The 21,480-nt window shown below is 59.7% G+C and carries 18 protein-coding genes; 3 read left to right on the forward strand and 15 right to left on the reverse strand.

Annotated elements, in window-relative coordinates:
• Positions 1 to 29: 29 nt before the first annotated feature.
• The 4 genes from rsxC to metG all read right to left on the reverse strand — a co-directional run bounded on the left by rsxC (position 30) and on the right by metG (position 5,807).
• Complete coding sequence (gene rsxC / locus AAE484_RS07345) at positions 30 to 2,357, reverse strand: electron transport complex subunit RsxC (RefSeq protein WP_341937715.1); 2,328 nt, start codon at positions 2,355 to 2,357, stop codon at positions 30 to 32.
• A complete protein-coding gene (rsxB, locus tag AAE484_RS07350) occupies positions 2,357 to 2,977 on the reverse strand; it encodes an electron transport complex subunit RsxB (protein WP_341937716.1) in 621 nt (206 codons plus the stop codon). The genes rsxC and rsxB overlap by 1 nt, the downstream gene beginning before the upstream one ends.
• Positions 2,978 to 3,044: 67 nt before the next feature.
• Entirely contained in the window at positions 3,045 to 3,620 is a 576-nt protein-coding gene (rsxA, locus tag AAE484_RS07355) for an electron transport complex subunit RsxA (RefSeq protein ID WP_341937717.1), read from the reverse strand.
• A 150-nt stretch (positions 3,621 to 3,770) separates the two neighbouring features.
• Entirely contained in the window at positions 3,771 to 5,807 is a 2,037-nt protein-coding gene (gene metG, locus AAE484_RS07360) for a methionine--tRNA ligase (RefSeq protein WP_341937718.1), read from the reverse strand.
• 280 nt (positions 5,808 to 6,087) lie between these two features.
• On the opposite strand from metG, the gene apbC reads away from it, so the two are divergent.
• Positions 6,088 to 7,230, forward strand: a complete 1,143-nt coding sequence (apbC, locus tag AAE484_RS07365; RefSeq protein WP_341937719.1) for an iron-sulfur cluster carrier protein ApbC — start codon at positions 6,088 to 6,090, stop codon at positions 7,228 to 7,230.
• Positions 7,231 to 7,249: 19 nt separating this feature from the next.
• Here the strand turns inward: apbC and AAE484_RS07370 are convergent, their stop codons facing one another.
• Both AAE484_RS07370 and AAE484_RS07375 read right to left on the reverse strand, forming a co-directional pair.
• Complete coding sequence (locus AAE484_RS07370; RefSeq protein ID WP_341937720.1) at positions 7,250 to 9,097, reverse strand: sensor domain-containing diguanylate cyclase; 1,848 nt, start codon at positions 9,095 to 9,097, stop codon at positions 7,250 to 7,252.
• Positions 9,098 to 9,361: 264 nt separating this feature from the next.
• On the reverse strand, positions 9,362 to 11,317 hold the full coding sequence (locus AAE484_RS07375) for a family 16 glycosylhydrolase (RefSeq protein ID WP_341937721.1): 1,956 nt from the start codon (positions 11,315 to 11,317) through the stop codon (positions 9,362 to 9,364).
• Between the two features lie 293 nt (positions 11,318 to 11,610).
• Between AAE484_RS07375 and dcd the strand changes: the two genes are divergently transcribed.
• Positions 11,611 to 12,180, forward strand: a complete 570-nt coding sequence (gene dcd / locus AAE484_RS07380) for a dCTP deaminase (RefSeq protein ID WP_341937722.1) — start codon at positions 11,611 to 11,613, stop codon at positions 12,178 to 12,180.
• Positions 12,181 to 12,219: 39 nt separating this feature from the next.
• Here dcd and AAE484_RS07385 read toward each other — a convergent pair whose 3' ends face one another.
• The 7 genes from AAE484_RS07385 to AAE484_RS07415 form a co-directional block, all read right to left on the reverse strand.
• Positions 12,220 to 12,867, reverse strand: a complete 648-nt coding sequence (locus AAE484_RS07385) for an SCO family protein (protein ID WP_341937723.1) — start codon at positions 12,865 to 12,867, stop codon at positions 12,220 to 12,222.
• Position 12,868: 1 nt separating this feature from the next.
• On the reverse strand, positions 12,869 to 13,198 hold the full coding sequence (locus AAE484_RS07390; RefSeq protein WP_341937724.1) for a cytochrome C oxidase subunit IV family protein: 330 nt from the start codon (positions 13,196 to 13,198) through the stop codon (positions 12,869 to 12,871).
• A gap of 9 nt (positions 13,199 to 13,207) precedes the next feature.
• Positions 13,208 to 13,888 carry a heme-copper oxidase subunit III family protein gene (locus tag AAE484_RS07395; RefSeq protein WP_341937725.1) on the reverse strand — a complete coding sequence of 227 codons (681 nt, stop codon included), beginning with the start codon at positions 13,886 to 13,888 and terminating at the stop codon, positions 13,208 to 13,210.
• 6 nt (positions 13,889 to 13,894) lie between these two features.
• Positions 13,895 to 14,581 carry a cytochrome c oxidase subunit 3 gene (locus AAE484_RS07400; protein ID WP_341937726.1) on the reverse strand — a complete coding sequence of 229 codons (687 nt, stop codon included), beginning with the start codon at positions 14,579 to 14,581 and terminating at the stop codon, positions 13,895 to 13,897.
• Positions 14,578 to 16,347, reverse strand: coding sequence for a cytochrome c oxidase subunit I (locus tag AAE484_RS07405; protein ID WP_341937727.1), 1,770 nt, complete (start codon positions 16,345 to 16,347; stop codon positions 14,578 to 14,580). Before AAE484_RS07405 ends, AAE484_RS07400 begins: the two co-directional genes overlap by 4 nt.
• Positions 16,348 to 16,371: 24 nt before the next feature.
• Complete coding sequence (locus AAE484_RS07410; protein ID WP_341937728.1) at positions 16,372 to 17,724, reverse strand: c-type cytochrome; 1,353 nt, start codon at positions 17,722 to 17,724, stop codon at positions 16,372 to 16,374.
• 119 nt (positions 17,725 to 17,843) lie between these two features.
• Entirely contained in the window at positions 17,844 to 18,398 is a 555-nt protein-coding gene (locus tag AAE484_RS07415; RefSeq protein ID WP_341937729.1) for an NAD/FAD-utilizing enzyme, read from the reverse strand.
• 597 nt (positions 18,399 to 18,995) lie between these two features.
• Between AAE484_RS07415 and AAE484_RS07420 the strand changes: the two genes are divergently transcribed.
• Positions 18,996 to 20,069, forward strand: a complete 1,074-nt coding sequence (locus AAE484_RS07420) for a M15 family metallopeptidase (RefSeq protein ID WP_341937730.1) — start codon at positions 18,996 to 18,998, stop codon at positions 20,067 to 20,069.
• 109 nt (positions 20,070 to 20,178) lie between these two features.
• Here the strand turns inward: AAE484_RS07420 and AAE484_RS07425 are convergent, their stop codons facing one another.
• Positions 20,179 to 20,664, reverse strand: coding sequence for an FKBP-type peptidyl-prolyl cis-trans isomerase (locus AAE484_RS07425; protein ID WP_341937731.1), 486 nt, complete (start codon positions 20,662 to 20,664; stop codon positions 20,179 to 20,181).
• Positions 20,665 to 20,735: 71 nt separating this feature from the next.
• On the reverse strand, positions 20,736 to 21,461 hold the full coding sequence (locus tag AAE484_RS07430; RefSeq protein WP_341937732.1) for a DUF3108 domain-containing protein: 726 nt from the start codon (positions 21,459 to 21,461) through the stop codon (positions 20,736 to 20,738).
• Between the last annotated feature and the right edge of the window lie 19 nt (positions 21,462 to 21,480).

The raw sequence follows: 21,480 nt of genomic DNA on the forward strand, positions 1-21,480 counted from the left end.
GGCGGGCTTGGCCCGCCCGGTTGGAAAAGCTAACCGTCTGTCAGCTGTTTCAATTTGTCTTCCAGTTTGCTAACGCCCGAACGGAAGGCCTCGACGTTCTCGTTTTCCTCGGCTTCGGCCTTGGCCAGACGCTCGCGTGCCTTTTCCAGTCGGGCCTTGACCGACTCGATCTGGGCCCGCAGCTTGTCGTCCGCGCTCATGGTTTCCAGGGCGGAGGCCTTGGCTTTGGCCCGCTCAATGGCGATGCCCGCTGCATCGTCGGTATGACGGGAGGCGGAGCTGGGCTCGGCGACCGTGGAGGGCGTCTGCTCTTCCAGCTCTTTCTGGGTGTCGGCAATCTTGCGTTTGAGTTTGTCTACTCCCTGCTGCAGTGCGTCGGCCTTGTCGCTGCCTTCGCGCTGGGCTTCGGCGGCCTTTTCCTCGGCCTTGGCCTGGCGCTTGTAGAGTGACTCCAGCGCCGAGCGCAGCTTGTCTTCCGGGCTCATCTGCATCTTGGCCTGGGCCCGGGCGATGGCCGCCGACACCGGGTCGTTGGTCTTGGACTCGGAGCCGGGCTCAGCTTTGTGTTCCGACTCGGGCGCATGGCTTTCGTGCTCGAGCTGGTGCAGCCGGGCTTCTGCTTCCTGCACTTTCAGCTCGGCCTGTTTGATGCGCGCTTTTTGTTTTTCCAGTTGCTCGGCGCTGACTTCGACCCCGGGCTCGCTGGGCTCCAGGGGGTGGCGCGCTTTGGCCAGGCTGTCCTGGGCGGCGGCCAGGCTGCGTTCGAGCTTGGCGCGCTGGGCCGCCGGCGATTGCTGTCGAGCGCGCAATTGGGCTTTTGCTTCGGCATCGGCCACCGGATCGGACGCGCGCGCCGACGGTGTCTCGGCGGCGGGCTCGCCCTGTTTGTCCGCGATCTTGCGCTTGGCCTCTTCGGCCGCCTTTTTGCGCGCTTCGCGCTTGGCGGCTTTTTCCGCTTCTTCCTTGGCGATCCGCTCCTGCCGGAACTCAAATCGACGGCGGGCCCGGTCGGCCTTTTCCTTCTCGTGCTGCTGTTGACGGATACCGCCCTTGGCGGCCCGGTAGTATTGCACCAGCGGAATATGGCTGGGGCAGACGTAGGAGCAGGCCCCGCACTCAATGCAGTCAAAGAGGCTGTGGGCTTCGAGTTTTTCGTAATCTTCCGCCTGGGCATACCAGAACAGCTGCTGTGGCAACAGGCTGGCCGGGCAGGCCTCGGCGCACAGGCCGCAGCGGATGCAGGCCTGAGCTGGCTGGGGAGGCGGCAGCTCTTTTTTGCTGGGGGCCAGGAGGCAGTTGGTGGTCTTGATCACCGGCACCGCCGGCTCGGGCAGGGCAAAACCCATCATGGGGCCGCCCATCACCAGCCGCGAGGCTTTCTTGGCCTCAAACCCGTGTTGCTCCAGCAGGTAGTCAATCGGTGTGCCCAGCAGGACCTCCACATTGCGCTGGTTTTCCAGCGCTTCGCCTACCAGCGTGGTGATGCGCGATACCAATGGTTCGCCGAATCGGACCGCGCGATAGGCCACCGCCGCGGTGGCCACATTCTGGCAGACCACGCCGATGCTGGCGGGAATCTGGCCGCTCGGGACTTCCTCGCCGGTCAGAATCTGGATCAGCTGTTTTTCGCCCCCGGAGGGGTATTTGGTGGGGAAGGACACCACCTGAATTTCAGTGCCGGCCGCGGCTTTTTCGATGGCGGCGATCGCTTTGGGCTTGTTGTCCTCAATCCCGATCAGCACCTTTTCCGGGTAGTCGAGCAACTTGGCCAACAGCAGGGTGCCAGCCACCACGTCATCCGCCCGTTCCTGCATCAGAATGTCGTCGGCGGTAATGTACGGCTCGCACTCCGTCCCGTTGAGAATCAGGGTGTGGATCTTGTGGTCCGCTCTGGGGCTGAGTTTGACCGAGGTCGGGAAGCCTGCCCCCCCCAGTCCGGCGATGCCGGCGCCGCGGATTTTGGCCAGCAGCTCGCCTTTGTCCAGGCTCAGATAATCTTCGCAGCGCTCAAGCGCGACCCACTCGTCCTGGCCATCCGGTTCGATTTCGATGCAGGGCGCGCTCAGGCCCGAGGGGTGCGGAATCAGGCGGTCTTCAATGGCGGAGATGGTGCCCGAGCTGGGCGCGTGCACGCGCGCGCTGAACACCCCCTCGGCATCGGCAATCAGTTGGCCACCAAGCACCCGCTCGCCCACGGCGACCACCGGCTTGGCGGGCTTGCCGATGTGCTGGTTGAGAGGCAGGACCAGCCGCGGAGGAAGAGGCACACGCCCGATGGGCTGTTTCAGTGACTGCTCTTTGTTCTCGGGCGGGTGAACTCCGCCGGGAATGTCCCAGACCTTGATTAAACTACCCATTAAGCCGCTTCACCTTTGCTGCCCTTGTCGGAGGCGATGATGTTGATGGCCTGCTCCTCGATGGGGGCGGGCTTGTCCCACTTCCACCCACTGAGTCCGGATTCGACGGGGATCATGTCGATGCAGTCCACCGGGCAGGGCTCGACGCAGAGGTCGCAGCCGGTGCACTCATCCACGATCACGGTGTGCATCTGCTTGGCGGCGCCAATGATGGCGTCCACCGGGCAGGCCTGGATGCACTTGGTGCAGCCGATGCATTCGTCCTCACGGATGTACGCCACCGTTTTCACTTCGGATTCCTCGCCGTGTTCGGCATCCAGCGTCGGTGCCTCCACATCGAGCAGGTCGGCCAGGGCGTTGATGGTGCTCTGACCACCCGGAGGGCACTTGTTGATGGCGTCGCCGTTGGCAATGGCCTGGGCGTAGGGGCGGCACCCGGGGTAGCCGCACTGGCCACACTGGGTTTGCGGGAGAATATCGTCGATCTGCTGGATCACCGGGTCTTCTTCCAGGCGGAAGCGCACCGCGGCATAGCCGAGTACGGCGCCGAAGACCAGGGCCAGGCCACCGAGCGCGATCAGCGCCGAGGCCAGGGGGTTCTGTACAATCAAATCCAGCATAAAGCGATGCGTTGTCAGTCAGTTAATGGTGCGGCCCGGGGGCCACTGCGGCGTTGAATGTGACCAGCTAGACCAGGCCGCCAAATCCCATAAAGGCCAGGGACATGAGGCCGGCGGTGATCATGCCGATGGCGGCGCCCCGAAAGGGCGTGGGTACATCGGCCACCGCCAGGCGCTCGCGCATGGCGGAAAACAGAATCAGCACCAGGGAGAAACCCAGAGCGGCGCCGAAGCCGAACACGGTGGATTCAAAAAAGCCGTGATTCTTGGTGGTATTCTGCAGCGCCACGCCCAGTACCGCGCAGTTGGTGGTAATCAGGGGCAGAAAAATCCCCAGGACCCGGTAAAGTAGCGGGCTGGTTTTTTCAATGAACATTTTGGAGAACTGCACCACCACGGCAATTACCAGAATGAACGAAATGGTCTGCATGAATTCGATATTCAGCGGCTGCAGAATCCAGCTGTTGATCATGTAGCTGCACACGGACGCCAGGGTCAGTACAAAGGTGGTGGCGCCGGCCATGCCGATGGCGGTCTCCAGCTTGTTGGAGACGCCCATGAAGGGGCACAGGCCCAGAAACTGAACCAGTACGAAGTTGTTCACCAGTATGGCGCTCAACAAAATGATGGCGAATTCGGTCATGCCTGTGATTCCCCGGGTTTGCGCCCAATGCAGGCGCCCATTATCGTCAACCGGCGAGAGCCCTTCAATCTAAAAGCCCGCGCTGGTTAGGCCGTTTAACTATAAGCTTATATTCGCCGCCGGCGCTATGCTTATGCCCACCGCCGGTGGTCACATCACCCGCTGGCCGGGTTTGGCGCCACTGTGCGGCTCCAGAATATGAATGTCCTTTCCGCCCGGACCGGCGGCCAGCACCATGCCCTCGCTGACCCCGAACTTCATCTTGCGCGGCTTGAGGTTGGCGACCATGATGGTCAGCTTGCCTTCCAGGTCTTCGGGCTTATAGGCACTTTTTATGCCGGCGAACACATTGCGGGTCTCACCGCCCAGATCCAGGGTCAGGCGCAGCAGCTTGTCGGCGCCCTCCACCTGCTCGGCGCCGACGATTTTCACCACCCGCAGATCCACCTTGGCAAAGTCGCCGAACTCGATTTCCTCGGCGATGGGCTCATCGGCCAGTGGTCCCTCGACTTTCGGAGTCGGGGCTTCTTCTTTGCTCGCATCGATCATGGCATCCACCTGGTCTTTCTCCACCCGCGTCAGCAGGGGCTTGAATTTGTTGATGGCCTCGCCGCCGCGAAAGCGCAAGGGCCCTTCCCAGTCGAGGGTCTCTCCCAGAAAGGCTTCCGCCTTTTGGGCCAGTTGCGGCAGCACCGGTTTGAGCCAGGTGATCAGGGCGCGGAAGCAGTTCAGGCCCTGGGTGCAGATGGCCAGCACCTCGGCTTCGGTGCCTTCCTGCTTGGCCAATTTCCAGGGCTCTTTGGCGGCGATGTATTCGTTGGCGGCGTCGGCCAGCGCCATGATTTCGCGCATGGCTTTGTTGAACTCGCGTGTCTCGTAGTGCCCGGCGATGGTCTCGCTCGCGTCGACAAAGCGCTGCCACAGGGCCGGATCGGCCACCTCTGTGGCCAGAGTGCCACCGGATTTGTTGACGAATTTGGCGGTGCGGCTGGCGATATTGACCACCTTGCCCACCAGGTCGCTGTTCACGCGCTGGATGAAGTCATCCAGATTCAGATCCAGGTCGTCCACCGCGCCGGTCAGTTTGGCGGCGAAGTAGTAGCGCAGGTACTCCGGGTTCAGGTGGTCCAGATAGGTCTGGCCATTGATGAAGGTGCCCCGGGACTTGGACATTTTCTTGCCATTGACCGTCACAAAACCGTGCACGCAGATTTTGGTGGGCGTGCGCAACTGGGCGGAATCGAGCATGGCGGGCCAGAAGAGCGCGTGGAAATTGACAATGTCCTTGCCGATAAAATGGTAGACCTCGGCCTCGGAGTCCGCTTTCCAGTAGTCCAGCCAGTCTTCGCCGGTCGTTTCACCTTCTGCGCGCTTGCGGTCGAGCAGGTTTTTCAGGCTGGCGATGTAGCCGATGGGCGCGTCCAGCCAGACATAGAAATACTTGCCCGGATGCCCCGGAATCTCAAAGCCGAAGTAGGGCGCATCGCGCGAGATATCCCACTCGTGCAGTTCGCTGTCGAGCCATTCGGAGACCTTGTTGGCCACCTCCGGCTGCAGGTGGCCGGCGCGGGTCCAGTCTTTGAGGAAGTCGCCGAACTCGGGCAACCTGAAAAAGAAGTGCTCGGAGGCGCGCGGCACGGGCGTGGCGCCGGACAGGGCGGAAACCGGGTCGATCAGGTCCATGGGCGCGTAGGTGGCGCCACAGGCTTCGCAGTTGTCGCCGTACTGGTCCGGCGTCTTGCACTTGGGGCAGGTGCCCTTGATGTAGCGGTCGGCCAGAAACAGCTGCTTTTCGGGGTCAAAGGCCTGGGTGATCTCCCGTCGGGCAATGTGGCCGTTGGCGTCCAGGCGCTGATAGATCAGTTCCGCCAACTCACGGTTCTCCGCCGAGTGGGTGGTGTGGAAGTTGTCGTGCTCGATCAGGAAGCCTTCCGAGACGGCCTTGTGCGCCGCGTGCATCTTCTCGATATGCTGCTCGGGGCTCAGGCCCAGCTGTTCGGCCTTGAGGGTGATGGCGGTGCCGTGGGCATCGTCGGCACAGACGTAGAGGCAGTGGTGCCCGCGCAGCTTCTGGAAGCGGACCCAGATGTCGGTCTGGATCTGTTCCATCAGGTGGCCCAGGTGCAAGTCGCCGTTGGCGTAGGGCAGGGCGCTGGTAACAAGTATTTTGCGGGCTGCTTGGCTCATGGTGTCTGTGGTTGCTTGGCTGGTGAAAAAGGAGGCGCACTATAGCAAATTTTGGCCCTGTCTTCAGGGGGTTAGCCGAAAAAGTTGAGTAAAACACTTGGTTTTTCGGTCTCTGATGCAATAATGTGGGGTGTGATTTGTTTTATCTATAGCTCCGTAGGTCCTCCGGCCTGAGCGGCGGATACCGGTTGGAGACCCGCCGTAAACCCATCCATGGGGGCTTGTCGTCGGCATCCATGCCTCCGACAGTCTCCAGCCGGTATCCGCCGCTCAGGCCTCAGTGCCACATTGCACGAAAGCCGCTAAAAATCAGGGGAAACAGAAAGCTATGCCCGAACAAACCCAAACAGCTCTGGAAAATGCCGTAAAAGCGGTCAAAGACCCCACGACGGGACTGTCTCTGGGCGAGCTCGGAGTCGAGCCCGGGATTCAGTTTGAGAACGACGAAGCCGAGGTGAGTATCACCCTGGGCTACCCGGCCGAAGGGGTGGCGGAAACCCTCGCCCGGCGGGTGAATGAGGCGGCCTCGGCCATTGCCGGCGTCGAATCGGTGGCGGTCAACATCGACTGGTCCATTCCTGCCCGGGGCGGCGCCAACACCGGGGGTGAGATTCCCGGGGTGAAGAACATTATCGCCGTGGCCTCGGGCAAGGGCGGTGTGGGCAAATCCACTACCGCCGTGAACCTGGCGCTGGCCTTGGCGGCCGAGGGCGCCCGGGTAGGGATTCTCGATGCGGATATCTACGGTCCCAGCCAGCCCAAAATGTTGGGCGTGGGTCAGCGGCGGCCCGAGGTCGTCGATGTCGATGGCAAACAGATGATGAAACCCATCGAAGCTCACGGCATTCAATCCATCTCCATGGGCTACCTGGTGACCGAACAGACGCCCATGGTCTGGCGCGGGCCCATGGTCAGCGGTGCGCTCCAGCAGCTGTTGAGCCAGACCCAGTGGGACGAGGTGGACTATCTGATTGTCGACATGCCGCCCGGTACCGGCGATATTCAGTTGACCCTGTCCCAGAAAGTCCCGGTCACCGGGGCGGTGATTGTCACCACGCCCCAGGATATTGCTCTGCTGGACGCCCAGAAAGGCATTGAAATGTTCCGCAAGGTCAAGGTGCCGGTGCTGGGCGTGGTGGAGAATATGGCGGTGCACGTCTGCTCCAACTGCGGCCACGAAGAACACATCTTTGGCTCTGGAGGAGGCGAGCGGATTGCCCGGGACTATGACACGCGACTGCTTGGCTCTCTGCCGCTGGATCTGTCCATCCGCGAAACCACCGATGGCGGTACCCCCACCGTGGCCGATGACCCGGAATCGGCGATCAGTCAGCGTTATCGCGCCATCGCCCGGGCGCTGGGGGCCAGCCTGTGGCAGGACAAAGCCGCCGGGGGACCCGAGATCTCGGTGGTGGACGATTAGCGGCCGGAGCGGGTGATCGTTAAAACGCCTCAACGGGAACGATAGTATTCTCCTGCTCTGTATTTTCGGCCGCTCGGTAGATCATGGTGCGGTTGCGGCCCTCACGCTTGGCGGCGTAGAGGGCCTCGTCGGCGTGGCGGATCAGCCAGTCGATATCGTGCGCCTGTGTCGGAATACAGCTGGCCACGCCAATTGACACCGTCAGGGGGATCCGTTGCCCCTGCCAGTGAAAGTCGCCCTGTTCAATGTCCTTGCGGATATTCTCGGCCACAACCATGGCGCCGACCAATTCGGTGCAGGGCAGCAGGACCACGAACTCCTCACCGCCATAGCGGGCGACAATATCCTGGGCGCGATGGACACGGCTGCGGCAGATTTCGGCCAGGTGGCGCAGGCAGGCGTCACCACAGAGGTGGCCCAGAGTGTCATTGGTGTGTTTGAAGTGGTCCACATCGAGCATCAACAGACTGATGTCGCGGCGCTCCCGGGTGTTACGGCGCCATTCCATTTCCAGAGTCTGGTCGAAAAACTGCCGGTTTTTGAGCTGGGTCAGACCGTCCAGCTGACTGACTTCCTTCAGCTTGTCATAGGCTTTTCGCAGCTCTTCCGTTCGCTCTTCGACCCTCTGCTCCAGCCTCTCATTCGCCTCGCGCTGGACCGCCAGGGCGTGCTCCTGAGCTTGCTGGCGCTGTTGGCGCTCCAGGTTGATACGCTGGGCCAGGGCCAGAGACAATAGCAACACCTGGATGACGGTGCCGACCTGAACGATATGCTCGGAAAACGCCGAATAAGAGAGAATGCCGGCCTTTTCCAGGTTGTAGAGCACATTGCCGAGCAGGAATACACTCCAGGCAATGACGTACAGGCGAGCCAGCGGCTGCCCCTTCCACCAGAGATAGCAGCCCGTCATGAATGACAGCGCAGCGCCCAGGGTCACGGCGACGACCAGCAGGGCAATGAGAACATTGTAGGGCAGGATCAGGCTCAGGCCCGTCAGCGCCACCCCGGTCCAGCCCACGGAAAGAATGATCGACGACCAGACCCGGCTGTATTGCTTCGCATCCAGAAAGCTGTGGGTGAAAAAGCCCACCGACGCGAGGCTGATGGCCAGCAGTAGCGGGAGGTTGAAGTTGTTCAGCGCCGGTAAGTCCGGCCAGAGGTACTGAAAGCCCAGCCCTCTCAGGGTGACCTGTGCCAGCAGAAAAGAGACCAGATACACGACATACCAGAGGTAGGCACGGTCCCGCACAACGAGGCACAGCAGCAGGTTGTAAAGCGCCAGGGCGCTCATGATGCCGATGAAGATCAGTTGCAGGGCGACCCCATGCTGGGTCTGCTCGTAGAATGGCTCCGGCTGCCACAGGGTGATGGGCAGATGCAGCGCTCCCTGGGTATGCACCCGGATGAACAGTTGATACTCAGCGCCGGCCTCAAGTGCCAGTGGCAGGACAAAGTCCCGATGATGGATGGGGCGGCTGTGAAACGGCAGTTGGTCGCCTGTTCTCAGCTTCTGGACGATCTCTCCCTCCCGGGCCAGGTAGATATCCACTTGATCCAGCGGCGGGTAGGCGATGGCCAGCAAGCGCTCGGTGCTCTCGGGGCTGCGCAGTTGCAGGGCGAACCAGACAGGGTCGGACATGAGCCCCAGGTTGGGGGTCTCTCCTCGACCGGATCGCCAGTCAATCGCTTCAGGCGCGCTCAGAAGTGCATCAACGTCAAGGTCGCGATCTTTGTTGACGTGATAAACCACATGTTGTCCCAGCGGCTGAGCGCTGGCATTGTTTATTTCCAGTGTCGGCAAAGGCGTGGCGGAAAGCGGCACGCCAATGAGCAGCAGCCACAATCCCAGTAATACCCGGGGTGTCAAACGCTCTCTTCCAGTCCAATGCACTGGGTGTCGATTCACCATACCGCAGTTTCCACCTTGTCTGGACGATTCGATTAGCGGAGTTTCTCCAGTGTACCCCAAATGGCCGGTGGGTTTCGTGATGGAGTTCTTTTGGAACGCCTACAGGTTTCACGCGGCATTCGTCCGGAGCTTGGTCTGTGCAGGAGTCGATGGGTGGTGGGGAGAACGCCTGTCCGGCGAGGAGATTCGCCGGACAGGCAAGTGGGACAGGTTGAAGGGTGTTTACTGACAGATGCCGGTGCTGTTGGCACTGTCGAAGGTCAGGCTGGTGTCGGTGACATCGCTGACACAGAAGTTGACCGTTACCCCGCCATTGCTGCTGGTGCTGGTCGTGAAGCTGGCCACCCCATTGGCGTCCGTGGTCGCCGACTGGGTCTCACTCCAGGTGCCGGAAAAGGCGCCGGTCACGGTGGCACCGCTGACCGGGTTGCCCAGGTCGTCCGCAAGGGTCACTGAGGCTGTGCCGTATTTCTGGCCCTTGCCCGCACTTTCGGTTCCGGTGCTGACATTGCTGACCACAACGGAGCTGGCCAGTTCATCGCCGCCACCGTCACCACCGGTAGAGTCACCGGCGCCCAGGATCGCAATATTGTCGATCACGTAGGTGTCCGAAGTGAAGGCGTCAGGATCAATCAGGAAGATGATCGAGTCGACATCGGTATTGGCGGTTTCCCCATCAATACGGTCGGACAGGCGGAAGCGCAGGGTCTGCACGCCATTGGCGTGTTCGATGAAGGCTTCATACTTGCTGTGCCGTCCGGTCGGGTAGTTGTCCGGGGTGGCAGTCGCCGTATTTTCCAGCTGAACCAGGATCTGTTTGCCCACCAGGTTCGGGTCGGTGTTGTTGATGTCCATGACGAAGGCTTTATCGCCAGTCAGGAAGGGCGCAACATCCGGCAGGGCGCTGGTGGTGGTGGCAATCACATCCCACTGGCTGGCGCCATCGCGGGTGTAAGTCAGAACGCCGCCGGTGGTGTCGAAGGTGCCGGTATAGCTGGTGTAGGTCAGTGCGCTGTTGCCGTCGAAATCGTCCAGTACGGTCTCAACGCCGTGATCCGGCTCAATGAACACGGGGATGTTGAGGGTTTTAGTGCCGCAGCTGTTGGATACAGTGACCGAGAGGTCGCCGGAGGTGGCGCCCGTGTAGTCAACCTGGGCGGAGGCGGTGCCCTGACCGGTCAGGGTAGCACCCGTTGGGGCACTCCAAGTGTAGCTGCTATCACTGCCAATTTCACCCACCAGATCGTAGGTCGCCAGTTCATTGGGGGCGACGATATGAGGGCCGTCGATGGCCGGCTGACCCAGGTCGTAGACGCGGACGTAGTCCACTTCCATGCTGACCGGGAAGATGCTGTCATCGGGTGTGCCGCCCCAGGTGCCGCCAACGGCGACGTTCAGGAGGAAATGATATTGGTAGTTCTCGAAGGTCCACCAAGCGCTGTCTTCCAGGTCTGAGGATGTGATGGTGGAATAGAGAATGTCGTCGACATACCAGCGCATTTCATAAGGAGTCCACTCAATGGCGTAGGTGTGGAAATTGTCGGACCACTTCTGGGGCTGGCTCAGGATGTGGGCGCCGGAGAAGGAGTTGTCGGGCCAGGCTTCGCCATAGTGAATGGTGCCGTGGGCGAGCATGGAGGCCTGACCGGTGGACTCCAGGATGTCGATTTCACCGCTCATCGGCCAGCCGACGTCTGGGTCGGTGGGCAGCATCCAGAATGCCGGCCAAAGGCCCTGGCCTTCCGGCAGCTTGAGGCGCGCTTCAAAGCGACCGTTGGTCCACTGGCCACTGGCCGGCATATTCGCGGTGCGAATGCGCCCGGAGGTATAGTTCAGCGCCTTGACCCGCTCCTTGCGAGCGGTGATTTTCAGTGTACCGTTGGATACTTCGAGGTTGTTGGCGCTATAGGACTGCAGTTCGTCGTTGCCCCAGCCACAGATGCCGTATTGGCAGCCGTCACCCTCCTGGATGTCCCAGGCGCTGGTGTCCAGTTCGGAACCGCTGAATTCGTCGCTCCATACCAGGGATTGGCATTGCTGGGCCTGTACGGAGGCGGCGGAGAACGCCAGGACGCCGGCCAGCGCAGCCCAGAGGCCCGGGGCTGTTTTACGAGTGGGTCTTTCAGCCTTGTCACGACGCTGTGCGCCGGGGAGAGAGACGTTAGAGTTATAGTTCATGCCGTTGTACCTTTTGTTATTTATAAAAATGGTATCGCGGTGATCGTGCGGCCCTGCTCGAAAACCGCAGGATCAAACTACGTCTGGGCGGGCTGTGCGTCGTCCCACTTTGGCGCGTTTAGAAAAGAGGGAAGTGCCTCAGCACAAAGTGGGACCCGGCTTCTGACCGCTTGGGCCCTGTCTTCGGGGTGGGAGCGTGAATCGGTGTCCGGAGGCTGGACAAAGGTGGGATTCGGCCCCAAAAACCGCTATGATGCGGTCCCTTTTTGACCACAGCCCGGATATGAGAACCCATGAGTATCAAGTCTGACAAATGGATGCGCCGGATGGCGAAAGAGCAGGGCATGATTGAGCCCTTTGAGCCGGAACAGGTCCGCTACAGCGCCTCGGGAGAGCGGCTGATTTCCTATGGGACCTCCAGCTATGGCTACGATGTGCGCTGTGCCGACGAGTTCAAGATCTTCACCAACGTCTACTCCACGGTGGTGGACCCGAAAAACTTTGATGAAAACAGCTTTGTCGATGTCAAAGGTGACGTCTGCACTATTCCCCCCAACTCCTTCGCCCTGGCCCGCACGGTGGAGTATTTTCGCATTCCCCGCTCAGTGTTGACGGTCTGTCTGGGCAAGTCCACCTATGCGCGGTGTGGCATCATCGTCAATGTCACACCCCTGGAGCCCGAGTGGGAAGGCCATGTCACCCTCGAATTCTCCAACACTACGCCTCTTCCGGCCAAGATCTATGCCAATGAAGGGGTGGCCCAGATGCTGTTTTTCGAGTCTGACGAAGTGTGTGAAACCTCCTACATGGACCGGGGCGGCAAGTATCAGGGCCAGCGCGGCGTGACCCTGCCCAAGACCTGATGGCCGACCTTCGGGCCATCAAGGGCTTGGAGGGGGCCCTCAATGCCTCTGCGAATAGTAGTCTCTGACGGCCCGGTAATCCCGGAACAGCTGCTCTTCGGTAAAATGATGCAGGCCGTGCTTGTTGCGTTCCGGCTTGAAGATGGCCTGCAGCTGCGCTTCGGGATTGAGTAGCATCAGCATGACCCCGTGGTTGACCCAGCCCTCCTCTGACTGCACATCGGCCAGTATCCCCAGACTCTGTTCAAACGCCCGGTGGCCGCGGCGACCGCTCCCGGACCGGGTCAACCCGATGAAATCCTCGTTGAAGTGCGGTGTGTACTGCGCCAGTACCTCGGGCGTGTCCCGCTCACCATCAACACTGTAGAACAACACCTGCAGATCCGGGTAGACCTGCTCCCGCTCAAGGCGCTCAACCAGCCCGGCCAGGCGGGCCAGGGTCATGGGACAGATGTCGGGGCAGTGGGTGTAGCCGTAGGTCACAAGGTGCCATTGCCCTTTGAGATGATCGCGGGTGAAGGCCTTCTGGTGATGGTCGACCAACTGAAAAGATTCCACTTTGCGGGCGGGCTGCAGGTAGGCGCCCTGCAGCTGGGGCGGGGGAGCGTACTGGTCAATGATGAGATACCCGGCGGTGCCTGATAACAGAAGAACCAGTACCGAAGCGCACAGCAGCCAGATCCGCATGCTAGCCGCCGCTATCAAAACTGAGGAAGGCCAGCCGGGTCCAGTGAATATAGTCGGATTCCCACGCCATCATCACCACGAAGATCGCGATCGCGAACAGCGGTGTCAGCAGAATAAACTGCAGGGCGAAGCGCTCCCACATGAAGTGCATGAACACGCTCATGATCAGCGCGGCTTTGAGTACCATGAATATCAGGATCAGGGACCAGCGCCAATAGCCCTGCAGCTGGAAATAATCCACCATGTAGGAAAAGATACTCAAAACAAACAGTAACAGCCAGACTTTAAGGAAAATCCCGATGGGGTGTTGTTGCTCCGTTGCCTCGTTCATAAGTGAGCCTCACCACAGGTAGAAAAATGCAAAAATGAAGACCCAGACCAGGTCCACAAAGTGCCAGTAAAGGCCGGCAATTTCCACGCTTTCATAGCCGTCCCGGTCATAGCCGCCGCGGCGCACCTTGTTGGCGACGATAAACAGGTAGATCACTCCGCCGGTGACATGCATGCCGTGAAAGCCGGTCACCATGAAAAAGACCGCCCCGAACTGCTCGGCACCGAAGGGGTTGCCCCAGGGGCGGATACCCTCGTCCACGATCAATTTGGTCCACTCAAAGGCCTGCAGGCCGACGAAGCTGGTGCCCAGAAGTGCCGTTGCCAGAATCAGTAGGAAGGTTTTCTTGCGATCCTTGCGATAGCCGTAGTTGACCGCCAGTGCCATGGTGCCGCTGCTGGTGATCAGGATGAAGGTCATGATTGCGATCAGCAGCAGCGGGAAGTGAATACCGAACAGCTCCATGGCGAAAATTTCGCTCGTGGGCGGCCAGGGCTCGGCGGCCGACATGCGCACCGACATGTAACCCACCAGAAACAGACTGAAAATAAAGGTATCCCCCAGCAGGAATACCCACATCATCAGCTTGCCCCAGTGCATATCGAACGCCTGTTTGTCGGCGGACCAGTCCGTCACCATGCCGGACAAGCGCCCGGCGTCGACCTCAGTCTTGGCGTCAGTTGAATTCATGGCAGATCAGGCCTCCAGTCCACAGAGTACGGCCAGGAACCGATAGGTTTCCGGGGAACGGGTGAGTAGGAAAAACAATATGAGCCAGACCGCCAGCAGATAGTGCCAGTAGACGGCGCACAGGCGCAGGCTTTTGCTGATTACTTCGGCTTTGCTGGCGTGCCAGATATGGCTCAACGGGCGGGCCAGTACCAGCAGCCCGCCCAACAGGTGAATACCGTGCACCCCGGTAAACAGAAAAAAGTAACTGCTGGAGGGGTTGCTGCGCACGCCGTAACCCATGCCGCTCAATTGCTGCCAGAGCCACAGCTGCGCGAGCAGAAACAGCAGGGTGAAGAGCGCGGCTGACAGCAGACTGGCCAGGCAGTACCCGGGCTTTCCCGCGCGTGCACTGTTCACTGACAGCTGCATCAGCGCACTGCTCAGCACCAATAACCCGGTGTTGACCCACAGCTGGGAGGTGTCCCCGAGCGGGCGCCAAGGCTCACCGGCCAGAGCCTGAAATCCCGGGTAGAGGGAGTGGGTGAGAAAGGTGACCACAAACAGGGAGAACACCACAGTCACGATCACCAGGAACACGCACAGGGCGATTCGCTTGCTGGTGAAGTCCCGCTCAGCCAGGGTTCCGACTTCGACGGTGGGCAGGCTCTGGTCGAGCCAGGATTTTTCGGTCAGGGCACGCCAGAGTTTCATGATTCGCGCTCCCTCTGTTCGTCCGCCGGTTCATTGGCGATCACCTCTTCCGGGGGCAGGTTCTGGGGAATGAAATCCGCCTTCACTTCCGGCACGCTATAGGAATAGGCCCAACGATAGACCTTGGGGACTTCCGGGCCCCAGTTGCCGTGATGTGGGGGCACATCCGGCGTCTGCCATTCCAGCGAGGTGGCGCCCCAGGGGTTATGCCCGGCTTTGGGACCGTGGCGCAGGCTCCAGAACAGGTTCGCGAGAAACACCAACTGGGCCAGGGCGACAATCAATGCCGCGACCGTGATGCTGGCATTCACTGAGGCCACCGAATCCGGGACGAAGCTGGTCTCGCCCATGGCGAAGTAACGCCGGGGCAGCCCCAGGAAACCGAGGTAGTGCATGGGCAGGAAAACCGAATAGGTGCCCAGGAATGTGACCCAGAAGTGCAGCTTGGCCAGGCCGTTGTGAAACATGCGTCCGGTGATCAGCGGGTACCAGTGATAGATGGCGGCGAACAGCACCATGATGGGAGAGACACCCATCACCAGATGAAAGTGAGCCACAACGAAGTAGGTGTCTGACAGGGGAACGTCAATGACCACATTGCCCAGAAACAAGCCGCTCAGGCCGCCGTGAATAAAGGTGAAAATAAACCCGATGGCGAACAACATGGGCACGGTCAAATGAATGTTGCCCCGCCATAACGTCAGCACCCAGTTGTAGACCTTGATGGCGGTGGGCACCGCGATGATCAGGGTAGTGGTGGCGAAGAAGAAACCGAAGGTGGGGTTCATGCCACTGACGTACATGTGGTGAGCCCAGACCACAAAGCTGAGCGCGCCGATGATCACGATGGCCCAGACCATCATGCGGTAACCGAAAATGTTCTTGCGGGCGTGAGTGGCGAGCACATCGGAGACCATACCAAACGCCGGCAGAGCCACGATGTACACCTCCGGGTGACCGAAAAACCAGAACAGGTGCTGAAACAGCAGAGGGCTGCCGCCGCTGTAGTCCAGGGTTTCACCCAGAGAGACCAGCGCCGGCATGAAAAAGCTGGTGCCCACTATCTTGTCCATCAACATCATGATGGCGCTGACCAGAAGCGCCGGAAACGCGAGCAGACCCATGATGGTGGCGATAAAAATACCCCAGATGGTCAGCGGCATCCGCATCAGGGTCATGCCGGGGGCGCGCGCCTGGAGGATGGTGGTGACGTAGTTCAGCCCGCCCATGGTGAAGGCCACGATAAAAATCGCCAGGGAGACGAGCATGAAGATGATCCCCCAGTCGTAGCCGGGTGTGCCTCTGAGTATCGTCTGTGGCGGGTAGAGGGTCCAGCCGCCCCCGGTCGGGCCGCCCGGAACAAAGAAACTCGCCAACAGCACGATTACCGCCAGCAGATAGGTCCAGTAGCTGAGCATGTTCAGGTAGGGAAAGGCCATGTCGCGCGCGCCGATCATCAACGGAATCAGATAGTTACCAAAACCGCCCAGCAACAGGGCGGTCAGCAGGTACACCACCATGATCATGCCGTGCATGGTGACAAACTGCAGGTAGGAGTTGGGATTGATGAAATCGAAGGTGTCGGGGAAGCCCAGCTGGAGGCGCATCAGGCCGGACAGCACCAGGGCCACCAGCCCCACGAAGACGGCAGTGAGCGAGTACTGAATGGCAATGACCTTGTGATCCTGGCTCCAGACATATTTGCCGATAAAGCTGGATGGCTCATGCATTTCGACCGGTTGATCCGCAATGGCCGTATATTTCATACCTGAGTCCTCGTGGCGCGTTTGTTATAGGCTGTTGATATAGGTCAGAACATCGTCTATGGCCTGCTCGTTGTGCAGCGTGCGGGCCATCAGGATCATCTGGGTGCCGTAGTAATCCCCTTTGTGGCTGCCCCGGATTCCCTGCTTGTAGTTTTCCAGCTGGCGCTTGAGGTACCAGTCGTGTTGGCCGGCCAGCGGGGGAGCGTTGGTGGCGTAGTTGCCCTCGGCGTTGTCGCCGTGACAGGAGCTGCAGTTGTTGAACAACCGCTTGCCCCGCTGTGGGTCGCCCTCCAGGGTTGCCTCGGCGGACGAGTCGGGCAGCTCGGCAATGTAAGCCGATACATCGAGGATGGCCTGCCGGTTGCTCAGCGTATTCATCATGCCGGCCATCTGCTGGCCGTAGGTGTCCTGTTCATGGGAGCCACGTACGCCGTCTTTGTAAAACTGCAGCTGGCGTTCGAGATACCAGGGTGGCAGGCCGCTGAGCTTGGGTGCGTTCATGTTGCGGTTGCCTTCCCCCTCCTGGCCGTGGCAGCTGGCGCAGACGCCGTAGAGCGAAGCGCCCCGTTCCGGGTCGGCCCTGGAGTCGCTTTGCGTGGCGGCAAAGGTGGGGTGGCTGCTTAGCCACTGGTCGAAATCCTCCTGCGTCTCAACTACGACCTGACCGCGCATGGCGTGGTGGGCCATGCCGCAGAGCTCCATGCAGACCACGTCGAACCGGCCCTGGCGGGTCGGTTCAAACCAGAAGTAGCTGACCATCCCGGGCAGCATGTCCATCTTGGCGCGGAACTGCGGTACCCCGAAGTTGTGCAGTACATCCTTGGAGCGCAGGAGCGCTTTCACCGGTTTGCCCTCGGGCAGGTGTAGCTCGTTGTTGAAAATCAGAATGTCGTCCTGGCCGGCATCGTCGTTGGGGTCTATGCCAAACGGGTTGTCCTCGCTGATAAAGCGTGGGTGGGTCTGGCCCAGCGCGCCATCCTCGCCCGGAAAGCGGTAGGTCCAGTGCCATTGCTGGCCGACGATCTCGACCTGGGAAGCGTCCTCGGGCGTGTCGACAAAGTCGGCCCAGACAAACAGCCCCGGTGCCAGCATGGCAGCGACCCCCAGGGCGGTGAGACCCGTGAGCCAGACTTCCAGCTTTTTGTTTTCGGGCTCATAGTGGGCCTTGTGGCCCTCGCGGAAGCGGTGGCGGTAGATGGCGTAGGCCATGAACAGGTTGACCGCGATAAACACGAAACCGGTCACCCAGAAGGTGATCTGGATGGTGATGTCGATACTGCCCCAGTTCGAGGCAATGGGGGTGAACCACCAGGGGCTGAGAAAATGAAATAACAGAGTGCCCAATACCAGCAAAACCAGGACGATGACCAGAATCATAACGTCTTGCTCCACATCCTATTTGTTATCGTTGGGGTCAATAGATCTGCCTTCGGGTGGATGGAGGCAGGGCAGAGGCGCCCGTGTGGTGAAACAGGCGCCCCTCGGGTATCAATGCTTCAGGGAGCCCAGTGAATGAATTTGTCCCACTGCTTCTGCGCCCCGACAACCCAGCCAGACACTGGCTGTCCGAGCCCGGCATCCTGAACGTTGGGGTGTTCCCCGATAATCTTCTTGAGTTGCTCTTCCTGCTCCGGGTTGACGTCGATGATCAGCAGGTGTTTTCCGTCGCGAACGGCGGCCTCGAACTTCTGATATTGGTGATTGGGCCGCTGGATGCCAATCAAACCACCCTCCCAGGTACAGAAGCCCAGGAGAATGATGGAAAGGAAGATGACCGGAATCCAGAGATAGCTCTGGCTCAGACCGATAAAGTAGGCGGCCGCCAGCGGGATGGCGGCGGCCACGACCCCCACCAGGAAGCCGATTTTGGCCGAGTGCACCACGTCCTTTTTAAACAGGGACTCGACCTGATGCAGGTGGTGCTCTTCCAGTCCCGCATCGTTGTTACTCAGGATGTGAATCTGCGGGCGTTCGATATCCCGGCTCTCCAGGTCGTTTTCAAGCCGTTCCAGGTCGTCCAGATCGTCGCTGAGGTAAAAATGACGTTTCATCTCTAGCACCTTCTTTGGTCAGGAAATTATTGTTGCCCGTACACTCGGGTGGTTGTGAGGAGGCGGTGCATCACAGACACCGCACTTCCAACTGACTGCTTGACGGTTTGCATTGAGTATAGCAGCGAGAGGGTGGTGGCTTTGAAGCGGTGATTTTGGCCCCGAAGAGACTGATACTTATTTGCTATACCGGAGTGTTCCACTTATTTCCAGTCACGATAAAAAAGTGTCTGCGCACGGCTTTTCATGCGCTCCGGGTTTTTAAAAACTCACTATTATGAAAAAACCATCTATCCCGTCGTCGGGCCGTTTACCTGATTCTGGCGGGGCCTCGACATTAAAGTTTTACTTCTGTGAGCCGTAACCTTGACATTGTCGACACCCTGAAAAAGCGGTTTTTTATAGAAAGCAGCGATAACCAGACCAATTGATATAAGCAAACACTGAAAGGTGGACGTTTATGCGCTATAGTGGATGGGCTGCAGGCCGCATTGTGCGTGCCTCTGGGGTCTGTTGGCGATTTTCTGACCAGTGAACGTTTTAGGTGTCGCGCGCTGGTTGCGCGACCCACGTTGGAACATATTCGAGAGAGGAAAGGTGAAGCGCAGAGACTTATTGGTCGGTTTTGCGGCAGGTGCCGGATTTACCGCGGGAAATGCCTACCTTTGGCAGATGGCCGAGAATTCATCTGAGCGTGCGGCTGCCCGGAATGCCTCGACAGGTGAGGAGTCACTCACCGTAGCCGGCGATATCGATCCGCCGCCGGTGGAGTCGTTCAGCGACTCTGAAAGCGTGGTACGAGCCACCGTTGCCGAGGCCACGGAAATGCCGCAGCCCGAGGATCTGGCTCAGGTGGGCAGAGATCTGGCCCCCAAGAGCCCCGCACCGACGCTCACGTTCTCCCCTGACCGGGCGCACAGTGACGATCTGGTGGCGCTCCCGGGGGATAGCCATCGGAGCCGGGTGCTGGAGAAAGTGCGTAACTTCAATGGCGACTTTGTGGATGATATCTACCTCTCCGAGAGAGAACAGCCGGTGTTGCACTCTCTGTACCTGCGCTTTCAGCGGGCCGAGCGTCTGGTGGGGCATGGCAACTACAACCTACTCGGCTTTGACGAGCTGTTCAGGTACGGAAAGCGTTACTCCGAGGTGGGCGATTTCGATAGTGCCGAGCGGGCACTGATTGAAAAGCTGTTTTTTACCGAAGCGGAAAAATACGGTTTTTACGGAGAAAAGGTGACCAAGGAGTTGACGGCGGCCATTCCCGCCAAGGAGGCGGTAAAGATTCCGTATTCGGGGCATTACCTGCTCAAGGGTGAGTCCACGGCTTACTATGAGAAGTTGCGCAAGGATATTGGCGATAGTGTCATCCTGACCTCGGGTATTCGTGGCAACGTCAAACAGATGCACCTGTTCGTGGCCAAGTGTCTGGAGTCCGGTTACAACCTCTCCAAGGCCTCCCGCTCTCTGGCACCACCCGGGCACAGTTATCACGGCATCGGTGATTTCGATGTCGGTCGGGTCGGCTGGGGTTACTCCAACTTTACCGACCGGTTTGCCGAGACCGATGAGTTCAAGCGCATGCAGGATCTTGGGTATGTGCAGATCCGCTATACCAAGGACAACCATTATGGGGTGCGCTTCGAGCCCTGGCATATCAAAGTGGTCTGATCTGGCTCGGAGGTTACCGAGCACCGGAAACAAAAACGGCCTTTGAGATTGCTCTCAAAGGCCGTTTTTTTTGCAGTAGCGGCGCCCGAAGGCACCACCGCTGTTTTTCTTAGTGCTCGTGGCCTTCCGGGCCGTGAACGTGACCGTGCTCTTTTTCTTCGTCGGTCGCGTCACGCACGTCGGTGACTTCCACATCAAAGCTCAGGTCGACGCCGGCCAGCGGGTGGTTGGCATCGATGGTGACAGTGTCGCCCTCGACGGACGCCACACGCACGATCTGGGTGCCCTGTTCGGTCTGGGCCTGAAACTCCATGCCCGGCTCAACTTTCTCAACGCCGGTGAACATGTTGGCGGGCAGCTCCTGGATCAGGTTGTCGCTGCGCTCGCCGTAAGCTTCGGCGGCGGGAACCTGGGCGGTCAGCTTGTCACCGACGCTCTTGCCTTCCAGCTGCTTTTCCAGGCCGGGAATGATGTTGCCAGCGCCGTGCAGGTAGGTCAGCGGGCCTTTTTCCTCATTGGACTGGTCCAGCTGCTTGCCTTCTCCGTCGGTCAGTGTGTAGTGAAAGCTGACTACGCTGTTGTTGGAGATGCTCATAAAATAACCTATTGGTTGCGGGTGAATGAAAAGGGTCGAACAGTGTGGTGCTCGTTGTTCCCAGCCGCATGCTAGAAACGTTCTATTCTCTTGCCGTTGATACGTGCTTTGTTGATGGTGATGGAATGCGAGTCGCCATCCTCTTTCTGCTGAAGGCGAATCAGCAGAAAGTCCCAGTCTTTGGCCAGCCAGGCGTAGGTGACGCGGTCATCATCATCCCGGCTGCGCATGACCTTGACGGTATCGACTTTTCCCAGCGGTGTGTCCAGGGTCTCTTCGCCCACTATCTCGAACCGGTACCGCTTGAGTTCGCCGCCATCGGCGATTTCGTAGACCAGGTTGTCCCGGCCGGCGATCAGGTCCCGCTGCAGCTGCACCTGGTAGCTGGTTTTGTCCTGAACGTTCTCGCTGATGTCCATGTTCCAGCTCACACCCTGGACGTCGTTGGTCACACGTTCCTTGTCCCAGTCGAAGGTCAGCTCGGCGTCGCGGTCTTTACCCAGCCCCCGGCGCTTGTAAAAGTACTTGTTGGGCTGAACCACGGTTCCGTCTTCAGTCCAGTCGAACCGGGTTATCTCTACTATGTTACCAATCCAGGAGTCAGCTTCAAAGCGCAGCTGTTGTCCGCCCTCGTCCAGATCGGACAGGGTGTGGGTCACGGTGACCTTGATGCCGAAAATACGGGTTGAGTACTCGTTTTCGAAGCTCCGGGGCATGTCGGCCCTGGCTCCCACTGCCATGAGCAGCGACAGGGCGAGCATGAGAATGACGTGCATCGATCGAGTGTTCTGGGGCATATATGGCTCCTCGCCGTAT

It is taken from the genome of Marinimicrobium sp. C2-29 (assembly GCF_038419845.1).
Classification (GTDB): domain Bacteria; phylum Pseudomonadota; class Gammaproteobacteria; order Pseudomonadales; family Cellvibrionaceae; genus Marinimicrobium.